Annotated in this window: 16 protein-coding genes; 9 read left to right on the forward strand and 7 right to left on the reverse strand. The window is 70.1% G+C overall.

Annotation, left to right across the window (positions count from 1 at the left end):
• Positions 1–666, reverse strand: a 666-nt coding sequence (locus ABDW35_RS16155; protein WP_343714906.1) for an SDR family NAD(P)-dependent oxidoreductase, incomplete at its 3' end; no start/stop codon positions are given.
• A gap of 93 nt (positions 667–759) precedes the next feature.
• Here ABDW35_RS16155 and ABDW35_RS16160 point away from each other — a divergent pair.
• Positions 760–1,056, forward strand: a complete 297-nt coding sequence (locus ABDW35_RS16160; protein ID WP_343714907.1) for a YciI family protein — start codon at positions 760–762, stop codon at positions 1,054–1,056.
• Here ABDW35_RS16160 and ABDW35_RS16165 read toward each other — a convergent pair.
• Positions 1,053–2,237, reverse strand: a complete 1,185-nt coding sequence (locus ABDW35_RS16165) for a multidrug effflux MFS transporter (RefSeq protein ID WP_343714908.1) — start codon at positions 2,235–2,237, stop codon at positions 1,053–1,055. The two genes, ABDW35_RS16160 and ABDW35_RS16165, sit on opposite strands and share 4 nt — an antisense overlap.
• 22 nt (positions 2,238–2,259) lie before the next feature.
• Positions 2,260–2,970 carry a SprT family zinc-dependent metalloprotease gene (locus ABDW35_RS16170; RefSeq protein ID WP_343714909.1) on the reverse strand — a complete coding sequence of 237 codons (711 nt, stop codon included), beginning with the start codon at positions 2,968–2,970 and terminating at the stop codon, positions 2,260–2,262.
• Positions 2,971–3,381: 411 nt separating this feature from the next.
• Between ABDW35_RS16170 and tauA the strand changes: the two genes are divergently transcribed.
• The 4 genes from tauA to tauD are packed head-to-tail and all read left to right on the forward strand — an operon-like array spanning position 3,382 to position 6,914.
• Positions 3,382–4,386 (forward strand): taurine ABC transporter substrate-binding protein, encoded by a 1,005-nt coding sequence (gene tauA / locus ABDW35_RS16175; RefSeq protein WP_343714910.1) that lies wholly within the window; start codon positions 3,382–3,384, stop codon positions 4,384–4,386.
• Between the two features lie 20 nt (positions 4,387–4,406).
• Positions 4,407–5,186, forward strand: coding sequence for a taurine ABC transporter ATP-binding subunit (gene tauB, locus ABDW35_RS16180; RefSeq protein ID WP_343714911.1), 780 nt, complete (start codon positions 4,407–4,409; stop codon positions 5,184–5,186).
• Between the two features lie 13 nt (positions 5,187–5,199).
• Complete coding sequence (gene tauC, locus ABDW35_RS16185; protein ID WP_343714912.1) at positions 5,200–6,021, forward strand: taurine ABC transporter permease TauC; 822 nt, start codon at positions 5,200–5,202, stop codon at positions 6,019–6,021.
• Between the two features lie 44 nt (positions 6,022–6,065).
• Entirely contained in the window at positions 6,066–6,914 is an 849-nt protein-coding gene (gene tauD, locus ABDW35_RS16190) for a taurine dioxygenase (RefSeq protein ID WP_343714913.1), read from the forward strand.
• A gap of 86 nt (positions 6,915–7,000) precedes the next feature.
• Here tauD and ABDW35_RS16195 read toward each other — a convergent pair whose 3' ends face one another.
• From ABDW35_RS16195 to ABDW35_RS16210, 4 genes are all read right to left on the reverse strand, one after another.
• Positions 7,001–7,834, reverse strand: a complete 834-nt coding sequence (locus ABDW35_RS16195) for a carbohydrate ABC transporter permease (RefSeq protein ID WP_343714914.1) — start codon at positions 7,832–7,834, stop codon at positions 7,001–7,003.
• Positions 7,835–7,842: 8 nt separating this feature from the next.
• A complete protein-coding gene (locus ABDW35_RS16200; RefSeq protein ID WP_343714915.1) occupies positions 7,843–8,769 on the reverse strand; it encodes a sugar ABC transporter permease in 927 nt (308 codons plus the stop codon).
• 187 nt (positions 8,770–8,956) lie between these two features.
• Positions 8,957–10,216 carry an extracellular solute-binding protein gene (locus ABDW35_RS16205; RefSeq protein WP_343714916.1) on the reverse strand — a complete coding sequence of 420 codons (1,260 nt, stop codon included), beginning with the start codon at positions 10,214–10,216 and terminating at the stop codon, positions 8,957–8,959.
• Between the two features lie 39 nt (positions 10,217–10,255).
• Positions 10,256–12,244: an aldo/keto reductase gene (locus tag ABDW35_RS16210; protein ID WP_343714917.1), complete on the reverse strand. Its 1,989-nt coding sequence runs from the start codon at positions 12,242–12,244 to the stop codon at positions 10,256–10,258.
• Between the two features lie 412 nt (positions 12,245–12,656).
• Between ABDW35_RS16210 and ABDW35_RS16215 the strand changes: the two genes are divergently transcribed.
• From ABDW35_RS16215 to ABDW35_RS16230, 4 genes are all read left to right on the forward strand, one after another.
• Positions 12,657–13,880, forward strand: coding sequence for an ROK family protein (locus ABDW35_RS16215; RefSeq protein ID WP_343714918.1), 1,224 nt, complete (start codon positions 12,657–12,659; stop codon positions 13,878–13,880).
• An 11-nt stretch (positions 13,881–13,891) separates the two neighbouring features.
• Positions 13,892–14,998 carry a Gfo/Idh/MocA family oxidoreductase gene (locus tag ABDW35_RS16220; RefSeq protein WP_343714919.1) on the forward strand — a complete coding sequence of 369 codons (1,107 nt, stop codon included), beginning with the start codon at positions 13,892–13,894 and terminating at the stop codon, positions 14,996–14,998.
• A 17-nt stretch (positions 14,999–15,015) separates the two neighbouring features.
• Positions 15,016–15,666: a ThuA domain-containing protein gene (locus tag ABDW35_RS16225; protein WP_343714920.1), complete on the forward strand. Its 651-nt coding sequence runs from the start codon at positions 15,016–15,018 to the stop codon at positions 15,664–15,666.
• Positions 15,667–15,758: 92 nt separating this feature from the next.
• Positions 15,759–16,222: exopolysaccharide biosynthesis protein (locus ABDW35_RS16230; RefSeq protein WP_343714921.1), on the forward strand; the 464-nt coding region annotated here is incomplete at its 3' end.

Consider the following 16,222-nt stretch of genomic DNA (forward strand, 5'->3'; position numbering starts at 1 on the left):
GATCAGGCTGTCCTGCACCTGCTGCGGCATCGCCTCGATCATCGGCGTGCCGATCAGTCCCGGCGCCACGGTCATCACCCGCACGCCGCTCTTGGCCAGGTCGCGCGCCGCCGGCAGGGTCAGCCCCACCACCCCGCCCTTGGAGGCGGAATAGGCGACCTGGCCGACCTGGCCCTCATAGGCGGCGACCGAGGCGGTGGCGACGAACAGGCCGCGCTCGCCCGAGGCGCTGGCGGCGGCCGGCAGCGGCTCCTCCGCCGCCATGGCCGCGGCGGTCAGGCGCAGCAGGTGGAAGGTGCCGAGCAGGTTGACCCGGATCACCTTCTCGAACAGCGCCGGGTCGTGCGGGCCGTCGCGGCCGACCAGCCGGGCGCCCGGGGCAATGCCGGCGCAGGCCACGGCGATCCGCGCCGTGCCGTGGGCCGCCCGCGCCTGCTCCAGCGCCGCCGCCACCGACTCGCCGTCGCCGACGTCGCAGGCCACGGCCAGGCCGCCGATCTCCCGCGCCACCGCCTCGGCCGCGTCGCGGTTGAGGTCGAGCAGGGCCACCTTCGCGCCGGAAGCGGCCAGGGCCCGGGCGGTCGCCGCCCCCATGCCCGACCCCGCCCCGGTGACCACCGCCGCCAGACCCTCGACCTTCATCTCGTCCTCCACCAGGATGGGCACCCGAAACTCGTGCCCCTGGGTAGCAGATCGCCGGTCGGGTTGCGACCGGCCCGAACGCCGCTATGCTCGCCGGATCGACGAGGGAGGACAGCGATGCAGTTCCTGGTGATCGCGAAGGACGGCACCGATGCCGAGGCCCCGGCCCGGCGCCAGGCGGTGCGCGAGCAGCACCTGGCCGGCGCCCGCCCGCATGTGGAGCAGGGCGTCATCATCATCGGCGGCGCGATCCTGGACGATGAGGGCCGGATGATCGGCTCCACGCTCGTCTACGAAGTGCCGGACCGGGCGACGCTGGACGCCGTGATCGCCGCCGACCCCTATGTCACCGGCGGGGTGTGGCGGGACATCGAGATCCGGCCGTTCCGGGTGGCGGTGCGCTCGAAGACCTAGGCCGCCGCGGACGGCCGGACCAGGAGGCGGAAGGCCGCCAGGGCGCCGAGCGTGGTCAGCAGCACGGCCAGGGCCATCGGCAGCCCGTCGCTGCCGGTGGCGTGGCCGATGGCGATGCCGACCAGCGCCGCCAGCGTCATCTGCAGGAAGCCCATCAGGGCCGAGGCGGTGCCGGCCATGGCCGGGAACGGCGCGATCGCCCCGGCGATGGCGTTGGGCAGGGTCAGGCCGACGCCGATCATCACCACGAAAAACGGGCCGACCACGGCCCAGACGGTGAAGACGCCGGCCGCCGCCAGCCCCGCCATCACGGCAGCGCCGGCCAGCATCACCAGCGTGCCGGCCGCGATCATGCGGTTGATGCCCAGCCGCAGCGTCAGCCGGCCGGAGCCGAAGGTGCCGCAGATATAGCCGATGCAGACCACGCCGAAGCAGGCGCCATAGACCGGCGGCGACAGGCCCAGCATGCCGGACAGCACGAAGGACGAGCCGGAGATGAAGGTGAAGATCGCGCTGTAGCTGCAGGCGACGATCGCGACATAGCCGATATAGCGGCGGTGCCGCAGCAGGCTGGCGTAGTTGCGGACGAGGCGGGCCGGGCTGGTGGCCAGCGGGTCGCGGTGCCGGTTGCTTTCGCCGAGCAGCCCGAGCACCGAAGCCAGCATCAGCGCGCCGAAGCCGACCAGCAGCCAGAAGGTCGCCTGCCAGCCGAATTCCTGCTGCAGCACGCCGCCGATCATCGGCCCGATCGCCGGCGCCAGGGCCATCGACATCGACATATAGGCCAGGATGCGGGCCGAGCGTTCCGGCCCGTACAGGTCGCGCACCACGGCCCGGCCCAGCACCGGCCCGCAGCAGGCGCCCAGCGCCTGCAGGAACCGGCACAGGATCAGCATCTCGACCGAGGTGGCCAGCGCGCAGGCGACGCTGGCGGCGGTGAAGATCGCCACCCCGGCCAGGATCGCCGGGCGCCGGCCGAACCGGTCGGAGACCGGGCCGTAGACCAGCTGGGCCACAGCGAAGCCGACCAGGAAGACGCTGAGCGTCAGCTGCACCGTGGCGATGTCGGTGTCGAAGGCGGTGACCAGCGTCGGCAGCGACGGCAGGTAGACATCCGTCGACATCGGCCCGAAGCCGGTCAGCAGCGTCAGGACGACGGCGATGAGGAGCGAGGGCTGCATGCCCCCGGTCCCGGCGACCCGGTCAGCCATAGAGATGCAGGTCCTGTCCCTTGGCCTTCAGCCAGGCACGGCAGCGGTCGGCATCCGGGTGCAGCCGGTCGACCACCGCCCAGAACCGGTCGGAGTGGTTCATCTCGACCAGATGCGCCACCTCGTGCGCAACCACGTAGTCCAAGACTGATTCAGGCGCCAGCAGCAGGCGCCAGGAATAGCTGAGCCGGCCGCTGGAGGCGCAGCTGCCCCACCGGCTGCGGGTGTCGCGCACCGTCACCGCGGCGACGGTGACCCCCAGCTTCAGCGCCGCCGCGCGGCTGCGCACCAGCAGCTGGCGCCGCGCCTCCACCCGCAGCCAGGCGGCCAGGCGGGCGCCGACATGCTCGGCCGGGCCGCCGATCCGGATCTCGCCCGCCCCGAGTCGCACCGTGCGGCCGGCGGCGGGGTCGTGTATGATTTTATGCAGGTTACCGAGGATCGGGACCTCGGCGCCCGGCAGGAACGGGGTTCGGCCCGGCATGGCGGCGCGGCGGCGGCGCACCCATTCGGCATGGCGGTTGACGAAATCCGCGATCACTTGTGCCGGCACCCGGGGCGGGGCCACCACGATCACCTCGCCCAGCGCCGGGTCGAGCCGCAGCGACAGGCGCCGCGCCCGGGCATTGCGGCGCAGCGCCACCGGCCGGTCGAGTCCGGTCACGGCGAGAAGGGCGGGAGGGGCTTCGGTCCGGCTGGGCATGGCCGGACCATAGACGGGCCAGGGCCGGAGGGGAATCGTGGTTGCAGTTAACACTTATAATTCATGTTATTTAATTCACCATCAACCTGTGTTGATAGTTAATTGTGTTGACTTCTCGGCACGAGCTGTGAAAACCTCACTCTCGTCGGTCCTGCCCGGATCGCGCCGCGGCAATTTCCGGCGAAGCTTGCGCCGCGTCACCAAACGCTAAGCGCCACGACGGGGTTCGTGGTCTCGAGGAGTCGACGTCCATGTCTCAGTTCCGCGCTCCGAGCTGTTGCGGCCAGGCCTGATCCCCGCCCCTTCTCCCATTCCATAACGGCGCCCCGGCCGACTGATCCGCGCTCCCTGATCGGGTTCGATGCGCGACCGGCCCAGCGTGTGCGCCTGTTCGTTCGAGGATTGTCCCGAATGCTCGTCCAGATCCTGCGATGGTCCCTCTTGGCCGGTGCGGCCACCATCGTCATCAGCAACTACGCCCGGGCCGCCGAGCCGCTGACCATCGGCTACCAGAGCACGGTCGAGCCGGCGAAGGTTGCCCAGGCCGACGGCCTGTACGAGAAGGCGATCGGCCGCCCGATCGAGTGGCGGAAGTTCGACAGCGGCGCCGAGGTGATCGCCGCCATCGCCTCCGGCGGCGTCCAGATCGGCTATGTCGGGTCCAGCCCGCTGGCCGCCGGGGCCAGCCGCGAGTTGCCGATCCGCACCATCCTGGTCGCTGTCGGCATCGGCGACGCCGAGGCGCTGGTGGTGCGCAACGGCGCCGGCATCGACAAGCCGGCCGACCTGGCCGGCAAGACCGTGGCCGTGCCCTTCGTCTCGACCACTCATTACAGCCTGCTGGCGGCGCTGAAGCACTGGGGCATCGACCCCGGCTCGCTCCGCATCCTCAACCTGCGGGCGCCGGAGATCGCGGCCGCCTGGCAGCGCGGCGACATCGACGCCGCCTATGTCTGGGACCCGGCGCTGGGCAAGATCAAGGAGAGCGGCAAGGTCCTGGTCACCTCGACCGAGGTCGCCTCCTGGGGCGCGCCGACCTTCGACGCCTGGATCGCGCGCGCCGACCTGATCGAGTCGGACCCGGCGGCGGTGCAGGCCTTCACCGACGTCACGCTGAAGGAATACGCGGCCTATCGCGCCGACCCGAAGGCCTGGAGCGCCGAATCGGCGGAAGTCGCCAAGATCGCCAAGCTGACCGGGGCGAAGCCGGAGGAGATCCCGGCCCTGCTGCAGGGCAGCGTCTTCCCGGTGAAGGCGGAGCAGGCGAGCCCGGCCCTGCTGGGCGGCGGCACGGCCAAGGCGATCGCGGACACCGCGACTTTTCTGAAGGAGCAGGGCAAGATCGACCAGGCGCTGGAGAGCTACGCGCCCTATGTCGACGCCCGTTTCGTCGCCACGGCCACGGCGACGAACTGAACCGGGCGCAGGAGAGGCCCATGTCGGTTCTGGCGGTGAAGGCCGTATCCGTGACCTATCCCGCGGCGGATGGCGACGTCCGCGCGCTGGACCGGGTCACCCTCGCGATCGAGCCGGGCGAGTTCGTCGTCGCCCTCGGCCGGTCGGGATGCGGCAAGACCACGCTGTTGAACCTGATGGCGGGCTTCCTGGCGCCAGAGGCAGGGACGGTCACACTCGGCGGCGTTCGTGTGACCGGCCCTGGGGTGGAGCGGGGCGTCGTCTTCCAGGATGACGCCCTGTTCCCCTGGCTTGACGTGCTGGGCAATGTCGGCTTTGCGCTGCGGCTGCGCGGGATCGCCCCGGCCGAGCGCGACGACCGGGCCCGGCGCATTTTGCGGCTGGTCGGGCTGGAGGGCTTCGAGCGGCAGAAGCTGTGGGAGCTGTCGGGCGGCATGCGGCAGCGGGTCGGCCTGGCCCGCGCTTTGGCCGCCGACCCCGAGGTGCTGCTGCTGGACGAGCCGCTGGGCGCTCTCGACGCGCTGACGCGGGAGCGGATGCAGGAGCTGCTGCTGGACCTGTGGCACCGCACCGGCAAGAGCCTGTTCCTGATCACCCACAGCATCGAGGAGGCGCTGTTCCTGGCGACCCGGCTGGTGGTGATGTCGCCGCGGCCCGGCCGCATCGTCGAGGAGCTGCGGCTGGATTTCGGCCGGCGATACTGTACCGGCGAGCCGGCACGTCGGATCAAGTCCGACCCCGGCTTCATCGCCTTGCGCGAGCGGGTGATGGATGTGATCTTCGAGCGCGAGGCAGCCTGACTTGGCGGATATCGTGCTCCAGAAACCGGCGCCTTCCTCCACGCTTGGGGGGCCGATCCCGCGGCGGCGCCGGCACGGGACGAGGCTGATCAGCCTCGCCACGGTGGCGGTCCTCCTCCTGGTGTGGGGGATCGTCTCCAATCTCGGCCTCGTCCCGTCCCTCTTCCTGCCGACGCCGCAGGCGGTGTTCGGCAAGCTGGTCACGGTCGCGACCAACGGCTTCGCCGACGCGACGCTGCTGCAGCATCTCGCTGCCAGCCTGGGCCGGGTCTTCGCCGCCCTGGGCCTGGCCCTGGTGATCGCGATCCCGGTCGGCGTCGCCATCGGCACCAGCCGGGTGATGCGCGGCATCCTCGACCCGCTGATCGAGTTCTACCGGCCGATCCCGCCGCTGGCCTATCTGCCGCTGATCGTGATCTGGTTCGGCATCGGCGAGGTGTCGAAGGTCCTGGTGATCTTCCTGGCCATCTTCGCGCCGATCGCGATCTCGACCGCGGCCGGCGTGCGCGCCGTGCCGCAGGACCGGCTGCGCGCCGCCCGGTCGCTGGGCGCCACCCGGGCGCAGCTGCTGCGCCATGTCATCCTGCCGAACGCCCTGCCGGAGATCCTGACCGGGGTGCGCATCGGCCTGGGCGTCGGCTGGTCCACCCTGGTGGCAGCCGAGCTGGTCGCCGCCACCAGCGGCCTCGGCTTCATGATCCAGAGCGCGGCGCAGTTCCTGGTGACCGACGTGGTCGTCCTGGGCATCCTGGTGATCGCCATCGTCGCCTTCCTGCTGGAATATCTGCTGCGCCTGCTGCAGCGCCGGCTGACGCCCTGGCACGGGCGCGGCTGACACTCCTTTCCATCGAGAACAACCGCAAACAGAGAGGTCCCGCCATGCCCGACAGCCTGTCGACCCTCCTCTCCGTCCAGCCTTTGAACCCGGCCATCGGCGCGGTGGTGCGCGGCATCGACCTGGCGCAGCCGCTGGGCGACGCCACCATCGCCGCGATCAACCGCGCCCTGCTGCAGCATCACGTGCTGTTCTTCGAGGGGCAGGAGCTGACCCCCGCGGCGCAGCGCGACTTCGCCGCCCGCTTCGGCGCGCTGCACGTCCACCCGGTGTATCCGCATGTCAGGGAAGTGCCGGAGATCATCATCCTCGACACCCACCCGGACAATCAGCCGGACAACGACAACTGGCACACCGACGTCACCTTCATCGAGACGCCGCCGCTGGGCGCCGTGCTGGCGGCCAAGGAGCTGCCGCCCTCAGGCGGCGACACCAGCTGGTCCAGCAGCATCGCGGCGTTCGAGGCGCTGTCGGCCCCCTGGCAGGCCTTCCTGACCGGGCTGACCGCCCTGCACGATTTCGCCAAATCCTTCCCGCCGGAGCGCTTCACCGCGCCGGAGGACCGCGCGCGCTGGCAGATCGCCCGCGACAAGAACCCGCCGGTGATCCACCCGGTGGTGCGCACCCATCCGGTGACCGGCCGCAAGGGCCTGTTCGTCAATGAGGGCTTCACCACCCGCATCACCGGCTTCTCGGCCAAGGAGAGCGACGCGGTGCTGCGCTTCCTGTTCGACCATGTGGCCAAGCCAGAATTCACGGTGCGCTGGCGCTGGAAGGCGGGCGACGTCGCCTTCTGGGACAACCGCTGCACCCAGCACTACGCCCTGGCCGATTACCTGCCGAACCGGCGGGTGATGCACCGGGCGACGATCCTCGGCGACCGCCCGGTCTGATTCGGACTGGAAAGGCGGACTCATATCGCCTCTCCCGCAAGCGGGAGAGGCAATCGGAGCCCTCCGGCGCGAATGTTTTCCGGCCCCTACCCCTTCACCGCGCCCTTGGCCAGGCCGGCGACGATGTGGCGCTGGGCCAGCAGGAAGAACACGATCGCCGGCGCCAGGGTCAGGGTGACGAAGGCCAGGATCTTGTTCCACTCGGTGGAATACTCGCCCTGGTAGTTCATGATCCCCAGCGGCCAGGGATACATCTCCGGCGTGTTGAACATGATCAGCGGCAGCAGGTAGCTGTTCCAGCTGGCGACCAGGGAGAACACCGCCACGGTCGCCAGGATCGGGCGCGACAGCGGCAGCGTGATCCGCAGGTAGAACTGGAAATAGCCGCAGCCATCGACCCGCGCCGCCTCCCACAGCTCGTGCGGCAGCTGGCGGAAGAAGCCACGCAGCATCAGGATCGCCATGCCCAGGCCGAAGGCGACCTGCGGCAGCACCACGCCCCAATAGGTGTCGAGCAGGCCGAGGTCGCGCACCCGGATGAACAGCGGCAGCATCGCCGTCGCCGCCGGGAACATCAGCCCCAGCAGCATGTAGTTCAGCAGCATGCGGCTGCCGAAGAACACGACATGGGCGAAGATGAAGGCCGCCATCGACCCGACGATCAGCACCAGCCCGACGGTGAGGCCGGCGATGACGGCGGAGTTGAACAGCATCCGCCACAGCCGTGCCGAGCCCAGGATCTCCCAGTAGACCGGGCCGGCCCAGCTGTCCGGCAGGCCGAGCGGATTGACCCGCAGCTCGCCCAGCGACTTGAACCCGCCCAGCGCCGCCGCGACCAGCGGCACCAGCACGATGCCGGCGACTGCGAGCAGGACCAGGTATTGCGGCAGCAGGGAGGGGCGGAGCGTGGGCGCAGCCATGAGTCTTCCTAGTCCCCGCGCATCAGGGTGCGGCGATAGACGATCGAGAAGGTGACGCAGATCAGGAACAGCACCACGCCGACGGCGCTGCCGAAGCCGATCTCCATCCGCATCTGGCCGAAGGTGTAGAGATAGGTGACCAGCGAGTGGGTGGCGTTGGACGGGCCGCCGCGGGTCAGCGCCATCACCATGTCGAACAGCTGCAGCGCCCCGACCACCGAGAAGAACACCGACAGTCGGATGGTCGGGAACAGCATCGGGATCTTGATCCGGCGCACGATCTGCCAGGGCGTGGCGCCGTCGATCCGGGCCGCGTCGATGATCTCGGACGGGATGCTCTGCAGCCCGGCGATGTAGATCATCATGTGGAAGCCGAAATACTTCCACACCACCAGCACCAGCACCGCCGCCATCGCCAGGGTGCGGTCCGCCAGGACGAAGGGCGCGTCGCTGCCGGCGCCGAACCAGCTCCAGATCAGCGCCACGGCGCCGTAGCGGCCATCGTAGAGGAACTGCCAGATCAGCCCGGTCGCCACCTCGGCCAGGATGTAGGGCAGGAAGAACACCATGCGGAACGCCACCCGGCCGCGCAGCTTCTCGGCCAACAGCAGCGCCATGGCCAGCGCCAATGGCAGCTGGATCGCCACCGACACCGCGATGATCAGCCCGGTGTTGCTCAGTGCCGACCAGAAGGTGCGGTTGCGCAGCAGCAGCTCGAAGTTCCGGAGCCCGACGAAATCCTCCGGGCTGCCGTAGCCGTTCCATTTGAACAGGCTGTAGAAGCCGGCCTCGCCCATCGGCAGGATCACGAAGATGGTGAACAGCGCCAGCGCCGGCACCAGCATCAGCACCACCGGCGCCACCTGCGTCCGCAGCGTCGTGCGGCGGCGCCGGCGGACGGCGGCATGATCATGGGACAGGGCTGCGGCGGTCATCCGAGCACCATCTCGGAGGCCGGAGCCACCCCCTCACCCGAAATCGCCATGCGATTTCGACCTCTCCCCAAGGAGAGGTGAAGACATTGCGCCCGGCTGCCCTCTCCTCGGGGAGAGGGAGGGGCCCGCCGCGTTGGCGGCGGGAGGGTAAGGGGGTTGCGCCGGCCCATCAGGTGCATCTCCCCGCTCACCGCATCTCCCAGGCTTCCTGGACCTGGGCGGCCGCGTCCTTCGGGTCGGCGGCGCCGGAGGCGATGTCGGTGGTGACGTCATTCACCACCCGGCCGACATTGGCGCCCAGCATCTGGTCGTAGAACACCTGGAAATAGCCGGCCTTGGCGATGTTCTCCGCCATCTGCCGGAAATACGGGTTCTTCAGCTTCTCGGCCGTGCCCTTGTTCACCGGGATGTAGACGCCGAGCTCGGCCGCCTTCTCCTGGTTCTCCTTGTTGGTTAGGAACTTCAGGAAGTCGACCGCCTCAGGCGGCGACCCCTTGGTCACCAGCCAGCCATTGACGCCGCCCAGCACGTCGGTCGGTGCGCCGGCGCCGCCGGCCACGGTCGGGAACGGGATCCAGCCGAGATCGGCATCCGGGATGCCCTTGCCCGAGGCGCTGTTCTTCTTGGCGTTCAGATAGTCCCAGTTGCCCATCAGGTGCATCGCGGCCTTGCCGTCGCCGAAATAGCCGGCGGCCTGCGGGTTGGTCAGGCCGAGATAGCCGGGCTCGAACGGGTCCAACGCCGCCAGCTCCTTCAGATGCTCGCCGGCCTTGACGAAGACCGGCCCGTCGAAGCCGTCGCCGGACTGGTTGTAGGCCGACTGGAACGCGTCCTTGCCGCCGATGCGCATGGCCAGCAGCGTCCAGTAGAAGTGGATCGGCCATTTGTCGGCGCCGCCGGTCGCCAGCGGCACGATGCCGGCGGCCTTGATCGTCTTCACCGCCGACAGCAGGTCGTCCCAGCTCTTGATGTCCTCGGCCTTCACCCCGGCCTTGGCAAGCAGCGGCTTGTTGACCCAGAAGCCGACCTGGGAGGCGAGGACCGGCACGCCCCAGACATGGCCGTCGACGGTGAAGGCCTCGAGCGCGGCCGGGCTGATCCGGTCGGCCCATTCGCCCTTCACCGCATCGGTCAGATCCTCGATCACCCCGGCCTTGATCTGGTCGCGCAGGACGCCGCCGCCCCAGCTGTAGATGATGTTCGGCCGGTCCGGCGATTGCAGCGTGGTCGGCAGCTTGGCCTTGTAGGCCTCGTTCTCGAGATACTGCATCTGGATGGTGACGCCGGGATGCGCCGCCTCGTAAGCCTTGGCGACGCTTTCCATCCAGGCCACGGTGTCCGGCGTGTTCTCGATGTGCAGCCATTTGACCGTGACGTCGGCCATCGCCGCGCCGGACAGGAGGCCGGCGGCGGCGAGGGCCGCGAGGCCCGACACGACACGTCTCATGGTGTTGTCCTCCCTGTTGCTTGATCCTTGCGCCGGTGGTCAGCCTTCCAGCCAGCGCACCTCCTCGGGCGTCAGCGCGATGTCGAGCGCCTGCAGCGAATCCTCCAGCTCCTCCAGCGTCAGCGGGCCGATCAGCGGCAGCACCGGGAAGTCCTGGTGCAGGCAATAGGCCAGCGCCACCTGGTTGGCCGATTTGCCCCGCCTGGCGCCGAGCTCGGCCGCCCGGTCGCGGCGGCGGAAATTGCCCTCGCCGTACCAGCAGCGCACCAGCTCCGGATCCTGCTGCCTGTCGCGGCCGGCGCGGTCGGTGAAGAAGCCGCGGGCCTGGCTGGACCAGGCCAGGAGCGGCATCCGCCGCTGCCGCAGCCAGGCCTTCCATTCATCGTCCGCCGCGGCGATGCAGCCGGGCCAGACCGGCTGGATCATCTCCGCCAGGCTGAAATTGTTGCTGACCGTGGCGGGCCCGGCCTTGCCGTTGGCCTTGGCATAGGCCGCCGCCTCGTCCAGCCGCTCGCGCGTCCAGTTCGACCCGCCCCAGGAGCCGATGCGCCCGGCCCGGATCTCGGCATCCAGCACGTCGACGAACTCGCCGACCGGGATGTCCGGGTTGTCGCGGTGCATCAGATAGAGGTCGAGCCGCCCGGTCTGCAGCCGGTCGAGCGATTCCGTCAGCTGGCGCGGGATCACGTCGGGGTAGCACAGCGGGGCGTGGGCGCCCTTGCCGATCAGCACGATCTCATCGCGCACGCCGCGGCTGGAGAGCCAGTGGCCCAGCACCCGGTCGGAGCCGCCGGCGCGGTAGATCCAGGCAGTGTCGAAGGTGTTGCCGCCGCGTTCGAAGAAGCGGTCGAACAGCATCCCGGCCTGGCTGATGTTCTCCACACCCACCGCGCCGATGGCGAGGGCCGAGGCCGGGCGGGCGGCGCCGGGCAGGTCGATCCGGCGCATGGCCCCGGCCTTGAGCGGCCGGCCGTCGACCGGGGCGGTGCGGCGCGCCGGCGTCTCCAGCGCATATTCCAGGCCGATCGCGGCGCGCCAGGCATCCATGGTCTTCAGGTTGCCCAGGCTGTCGGCCGGGGTCATGAAGGCCGCCTCGCGCTGCCCGGCCGCCACCGCGTCGCCGACGGCGTCGGCCTCGAAGCTGTAGAGCCAGCCTGTCTCTTCGATCGCCACGCTCTCGGACGTGCCGTCGGCGCGGGTGATGACGATCGTGCTGCTGCCGCCTTCCTTGCCGCTGCAGAACCAGGGCGAGGCGACCTCGATCCGGCCCTCGGTGCCGAAGATCCGGACCGTGTTCTCCAGCGCCAGCGTCACGCCGGTCGCCACCTGGGCGACGATGCCGCCCGGGAACTCCAACACCGCCGCGGTCCATTCGTCGACGCCGCTGCGGCCGAGATGGCCGGATCCCGTCACCTTCACCGGGTCGAGGAACGGCTTGCCCGAGGCGGCACCGGCGACCAGCCGCGCCATCGACACCGGATAACCGCCGACATCGAGGATGCCGCCGCCGGCCAGGTCGTTGGCGAACAGCCGGTGGTCCGGGTTGAACTTCGCCGCGAAGCCGAAGCTGGCCTGGATCACCCGCACCTCGCCGACGGCGCCGCCCGCCACCAGCTCGGCCAGCCGCCTGGTCTGCGGATGGGCGCGGTACATATAGGCCTCGGCCAGGAACACGCCGGCGCGCCGGGCGGCATCGACCAGCGCCATAGCGTCATAGGCGTTGACCGCGATCGGCTTCTCGCACAGCACATGCTTGCCGGCCTCGGCGGCGCGGATGCCCCAATGCACATGGCCCGGATGCGGCGTGGCGATGTAGACGGCGTCGACCTCGGGGTCGGCCAGCAGCGCCTCGTAGCCGGCATGGATCCGGGCGCCGGGGAAGGCCTCGGCCAGCCCCGGCCTGGCCGCGTCGCGCGTGCCGATCGCCACCAGCCGGCCGGTGCGCGACCGGGCCACGCCCCCGGCGAAAGCCTGGGCAATCCGGCCCGGCCCGAGAATGCCCCAACGCAGCTTCGCTTCCGTCCCCATGCCCGTCTTTCCGTGATTCGAGAGTGTCATCAGCCCCTTCGTGCCAACCGGTCAGGCAGGCGCCGAAGCAGCGCGCATCGGGAAGAACATCACCACCGCGGGACCGCGGCAACCGCCGTCACGGCGGAGTTCGGGTCGCGGAGGAGGAGGCGCGTCTTGGCCATGCGGTTCTCCCTGATGCCGGGGTGCGGATGAACGGCATCGAATTTTTTTGGTTTACGAATTTATCAGACCGGCTAGGGTGGAGCCTGTCAAGACCGAAAAAAATCGGATGATTGCCAGGAATTCGAACGAAATGGCCGGACGGACGGGATGGAAGCGCTGAATCGAGACCAGACGAGACCGCTTGCCCCCGGCGGCGCCGGCCATCCGGCCATGGTGCATCGCACCATAAAATTCGGATCCTGATGGAATGAAGACAGCCGATCCGGAGCTGATGCGGGCGATCAACCGCTTCCACGTGCTGGATGTGGTGCGGCGCTTCGGCCCGATCTCGCGGGTCGAGATCGTGCAGCGCACCGACTTGGCGCCGGCTACCATCTCGGCCATCACCGGCGGGCTGATCGAGGAGAACCTGATCCTGGCCCGGGCGGTCGAGGGCGTCGGCACCGCCGCCCGGGGCCGGCCGCGGGTGATGCTGGAGCTGAACCGCCAGGCCGCCTTCGTCTGCGGCGTCAAGCTGGCGCCGCACCAGATCAGCATCGCCGTCACCGACTACATGGCCGATGTGGTGCAGACCCTCTCCCTCCCCATCCGCCTGGCCCGCCAGGCGCCGGAGGTGGTGGCCGACATTCTGGAGGACGGCATCCGCCGTTGCGTCGGCGACGCCGACCTGGCGCTGGACCGGCTGGGCGGCATCGGCATCGGCCTGCCGGGATTCATCGACGGCCGCAGCGGCCTGTGCGTCTGGACCCCGATCCTGGGCGCGCCGGACGTGCCGCTGGCCGGGATGGTCCGCCAGCGGTTGGGCGTGCCGACCACGGTCGAGAACGACGTCCATCTGGTCACTTTGGCCGAGCACTGGTTCGGCCATGGCCGGGACAGCGACAGCTTCGCCGTGGTTGCCGTCGAGGATTCGGTCGGGCTCGGCCTGTTCCTGAACGGCGACGTGCATCGCGGCGCCGCCGGGATGGGGACGGAGTTCGGCCACACCAAGATCGCGCCCGATGACGGGCTGCCCTGCCGCTGCGGCCAGCGCGGCTGCCTCGACGCCTATGTCTCCGACCACGGCATCGTCACCCGCGCCCGCGCCCTGCTGGGCGCCGAGGCCGGGGCGATCGCACCGGACGATCCGCGCGCCATCGGCCGGCTGCGCGACATGGCGCGGGGCGGCCGGGCCGAGATCCGCGCCCTGTTCGAGCAGGCCGGCGCCATCCTGGGCTTCGCCGTCGGCAATTTGATCACGCTGCTGGGCCCGCCCAAGGTGATCGTGGCCGGCAGCGCCATCCAGGCCCGCGACCTGATGGAGCCGGCGCTGCTGGCCGCCATCGACCGCGTCGTGCCCGTGCCGATCCGGCGCGGCACCGAGATCATCCTGCATGAATGGAGCGACGACGCCTGGGCCCGCGGTGCGGCCAGCCTGGTGCTGCGGCAGCTCTACGAAGCGCCCTGGAACGGCCAGGGCATGCCCCGATAGCGGAGAGGACCATGAGCGACAGACCGGTCGGCGTCGGCATCATCGGCTGCGGCTTCATCAGCGGCGCCTATCTGAAGGCCGCGCCCAACTTCCCGATCCTGCGGGTCAAGTCCTGCGCCGACCTCAGCCTGGAGGCGGCGCAGGCCAAGGCGGCGGAGTTCGGCCTGGTGGCGCAGAGCATCGAGCAGCTGCTGGCCGACCCCGAGATCGAGATCGTGCTGAACCTGACCACGCCGCAGGCGCATGTGCCGGTCGGGCTGCAGGCGATCGCCGCCGGCAAGCATGTGCATGCCGAGAAGCCGCTGGCGGTCAGCGTCGCCGAGGGCCGCACGCTGCTGGACGCGGCGAAGGCCCGGGGCGTGAGGGTCGGCAGCGCGCCGGACACCTTCCTCGGCGCGGGGCAGCAGACGGCGCGCGCGCTGATCGACGCCGGGCGGATCGGCCGGCCGGTCGCCGGCACCGCCTTCATGATGGTGCCGGGGCATGAGCGCTGGCATCCGAACCCGGACTTCTACTACGCCAAGGGCGGCGGCCCGCTGTTCGACATGGGGCCCTACTACCTGACCACGCTGGTCAACATGCTGGGCCCGGTGGCGCGGGTGACCGGGACGGTGTCCGCCGCCTACACCGAGCGCCGCATCGCCAGCGGCCCGCGCGCCGGCCAGGCCGTGCCGGTCGGCACCCCGACCCACATCACCGGCACCCTGGCCTTCGCCTCCGGCGCCGTGGTCACCATGGTGATGAGCTTCGACATCCCGGCCCACCGCCACGCCCCGATCGAGATCTATGGCGAGACAGCGTCGCTGAGCGTGCCCGACCCGAACACATTCGGCGGCGAGGTGCTGGTCTCCGTCGACCGGACGGAGTGGAAGGCCGAGGCCACGGGCCACGCCTATGGCGATGGCAATTACCGCATCATCGGCGTGGCCGACCTGGCCCATGCCATCCGCGAGAACCGCCCGCACCGCGCCAATGCCGAGCTGGCCTTCCATGTGCTGGAGGTGATGGAGGCGGTGGAGCGGTCGGGCCATGAAGGCCGCACGATCGAGATCGAAAGCCGCTGCGAGCGGCCGGAACCGATGCCGGTGGAGCCCGCCTTCGGCCGGGCCGCCGCCTGAGACAAGGAGAGCAAGCGATGACCAGGCAGGCGCTGATCGTCTGGGGCGGCTGGAACGGCCACACCCCCAAGGAATGCGCGGATGTGGTGGCCGGAATGCTGCGCGGCGACGGCTTCGAGGTGTTCATCGAGGACACCACCGAGGCCTTCGCCGACCCGGCGCTGAAGGACATGCACCTGATCGTGCCGATCTACACCATGTCGACGATGGAGAAGGAGGAGGTCACCAACCTGACCGCTGCGGTCGAGAGCGGGGTCGGCCTGGCCGGCTTCCATGGCGGCATGTGCGACGCCTTCCGCAACGAGGTCGCCTACCAGTTCATGACCGGCGGCCAATGGGTGGCCCATCCCGGCAACATCATCGACTACCGGGTGCGGGTGACCCGGCCGGACGACCCGGTGATGCAGGGGATCGGGGATTTCGACTACCGGTCCGAGCAGTACTACATGCATGTCGATCCGAACAACGAGGTGCTGGCCGAGACCACCTTCACCGGCGACCATGCGCCCTGGATCGCCGGCCACACCATGCCGGTGGTGTGGAAGCGCAAGCACGGCGCCGGCCGGGTGTTCTACAGCTCGCTCGGCCACCGGGTGGAGGAGTTCGAGAACCGGGCGATGAACACCATCCTGCACCGCGGCCTGCTGTGGGCGGCGCGGGAGGGCTGAGCGGGAGGCCTGAGACATCCGCGCGCTTGCGCCCGTCACGGCAGACTCGGTAACACCGAAGGCTGGAGCCATCACGACGCCGGACGAGCCGCTTGCCCGACGCCCATCCGCCCGAGCCGGACCACCCCGGCGCGCCCGTGCCCGCCGGGGCGGAACGCCGGCGCCGCTTCTCCGAGGTGCTGCGGGACCTGGCCGCCGACGACCGCGAGCGCATCGCCATCGGCGACATCCTGACCGCCTTCGGCGACCGGGCCTTCGGCGCGCTGATGCTGGTCTTCGCCGTTCCCAACGTCCTGCCGACGCCGCCCGGCACCTCCTCGGTGCTGGGCGCGCCGCTGCTGTTCATCACCTTCCAGCTGATGATCGGCCGCCCGGTGCTGTGGCTGCCGCGGCTGATCACCCGGCGGTCGGTGGCGCGGGCCGATTTCGCCCGGCTGGTCGACCGCATGGTGCCCTGGCTGGCCAAGGCCGAGCGGCTGCTGCGGCCCCGCCTGTCGCTGCTGATCGGCCCGGTGCAGGACCGCTTCATCGGCGCCGCCTGCCTGTTGCTGACCAT

The organism is Inquilinus sp., from assembly GCF_039594555.1.
Taxonomy (GTDB): domain Bacteria; phylum Pseudomonadota; class Alphaproteobacteria; order DSM-16000; family Inquilinaceae; genus Inquilinus.